General features: G+C 53.5%; 2 protein-coding genes. One reads left to right on the forward strand and one right to left on the reverse strand.

Features of this window, described 5'->3' with window-relative positions; genetic code table 11:
• The coding region (locus QME66_13645) for an anaerobic nitric oxide reductase flavorubredoxin (protein MDI6809989.1) at window positions 1-1,121 on the reverse strand (1,121 nt) is incomplete at its 3' end.
• Between the two features lie 518 nt (window positions 1,122-1,639).
• Between QME66_13645 and QME66_13650 the strand changes: the two genes are divergently transcribed.
• Window positions 1,640-1,890 (forward strand): IS1380 family transposase (locus QME66_13650; GenBank protein ID MDI6809990.1); only part of this gene is annotated, 251 nt, incomplete at its 3' end.

A 1,890-nucleotide genomic window follows, 5' to 3' on the forward strand; every position in this document is an offset into this window, starting at 1 on the left:
CAGAGGCACCGGAGACCGCCGTCTATCACCTGGAATCCCGCCGCTTCAAGCTGCCCCTGGATCATCTTGACGGATTCGCCGCTCCAGCCGTAACAGCCGAAGGCGGCCGCTTTCTTGTTTCTGAACTTCAGGCCCTTCATCTCTTCCAGAAGCGCTGCGATCGAGGTCAGGACGCCGCGGTTGATCGTCGGGGATCCGACCAGGATGGCCCGGGAGCGGAATATCTCGGTCATTACGTCGTTCCGGTCCGATTTGGCCAGGTTGTAGAGCTTCAGGTTGACTTGGGGATCGGCCTGTTTGATCCCTCGGGCGATGTTCTCCGCCATGACGCGCGTGCCGTTCCACATCGTGTCGTAGACGAGCGTGATCTGGTCTTCCCGGTAGTTATCCGCCCATTTCAGGTACTGCTGGACGATCCGGACGGGGTTGTCCCGCCAGATGACCCCGTGGCTTGTGCAGATTATCTCCACGGGCAGGTTGAAGGCGAGAACCTCCTGGATCTTCTTCGTGACCAGCTTGCTGAAGGGGGTCAGGATATTGGCGTAGTATTTGATGCATTCGGCCATCAATTCTGACTGGTCGACCAGGTCGTTGAACATGTATTCCGACGCATAGTGCTGGCCGAAGGCGTCGTTGCTGAAGAGGATGTTGTCCCCGGTCAGGTAGCAGAACATGCTGTCGGGCCAGTGGAGCATCGGCGCCTCGATGAAGATCAGCTCCTTCGCCCCCAGGCTGAGCTTGTCCCCGGTTTTGACCGGACGGAAATTCCAATCCTTGTGGTAATGACCCTTGAGCGACTTGACGCCGTTTGCCGTGCAGTAGACGGGAACATCGGGGATGCGGTTCATGAGCTCGGGAAGGGCGCCGCTATGATCGATCTCCGCATGGTTGGCGATCACGTAGTTGATCTTTTTCAGATCGATCTGCTTTTCCAGGTTTTCGACATACTCCTTGGCGAAGGGCGCCCAGACCGTATCGATCACAGCGACCTTTTCCTCCTGGATCAGATAGGAATTGTAGGTTGAGCCCCTGTGGGTCGAATACTCGTCGCCGTGGAATTTCCGGAGCTCCCAGTCGATCTTCCCGATCCAGGAAACATTGTTCTTGATGGGTCGTTTCATCCGTTTGTCCTCCTTTCGTTGCTGGTATGGCGTCATCGTAACTCAGGAACTATTTACGCCGAGTCGCCACCACTTCGTAGAAATGGAGTTCCGGCATTCCGTCGATCAGCGTTTCCACCTTCTTGAAGAGGGTCTGGCGGTCATCACTCAGATGCATGGCCATGAAGGTCTCCTTCGACTCATGCTCAACGACGGCGGCATAACGGTCCGTCCCCTCTGTCGATTTCAGAAGCGTCCGGGAGATGAAGCCCTGCCAGGATTTGGGGTCGGATCTTTATCCTTTTACAATCCGTTCGTGGTGAGCATGTCGAACCATGAACGTAACCCCTCGATATTGTACACCCTTCGACAAGCTCAGGGCGAACGGAGTATGTAAAGAAGTGTTAGAGACACCACACTAGTCCCTAAACAAGTGTAATTATTTTGGAAGAAAGTGAGAAAGTACTCGAAATGCCCTCCAGATAAGGCTATTATAGTTTTGACAAAAAACAAAAGCCCATCGGAAAGGAGCATTTCGAGTGAAGAAATTAAACCACAAAATACTGGGGAAGCGCAAGAGAAAAATTGAGAAACGTTTGGAGCGCAGAAACTGGGAAAACCAACAGAGGCCGATGTTCAGGGGGATCAACATTGGATATGAGATGGATGATCGCCATAAGGGGATTGCCTGCGGAGGAATTGGTGTGATCCATTTGATGGCGAAGCGGCTGGGACTTGCCAAACAGATCGATAAGCATCTGCATCTGCTCAAGCGGCATCTTCCATACCA

Source organism: Candidatus Eisenbacteria bacterium, assembly GCA_030017955.1.
Classification (GTDB): Bacteria; Eisenbacteria; RBG-16-71-46; order JASEGR01; family JASEGR01; genus JASEGR01.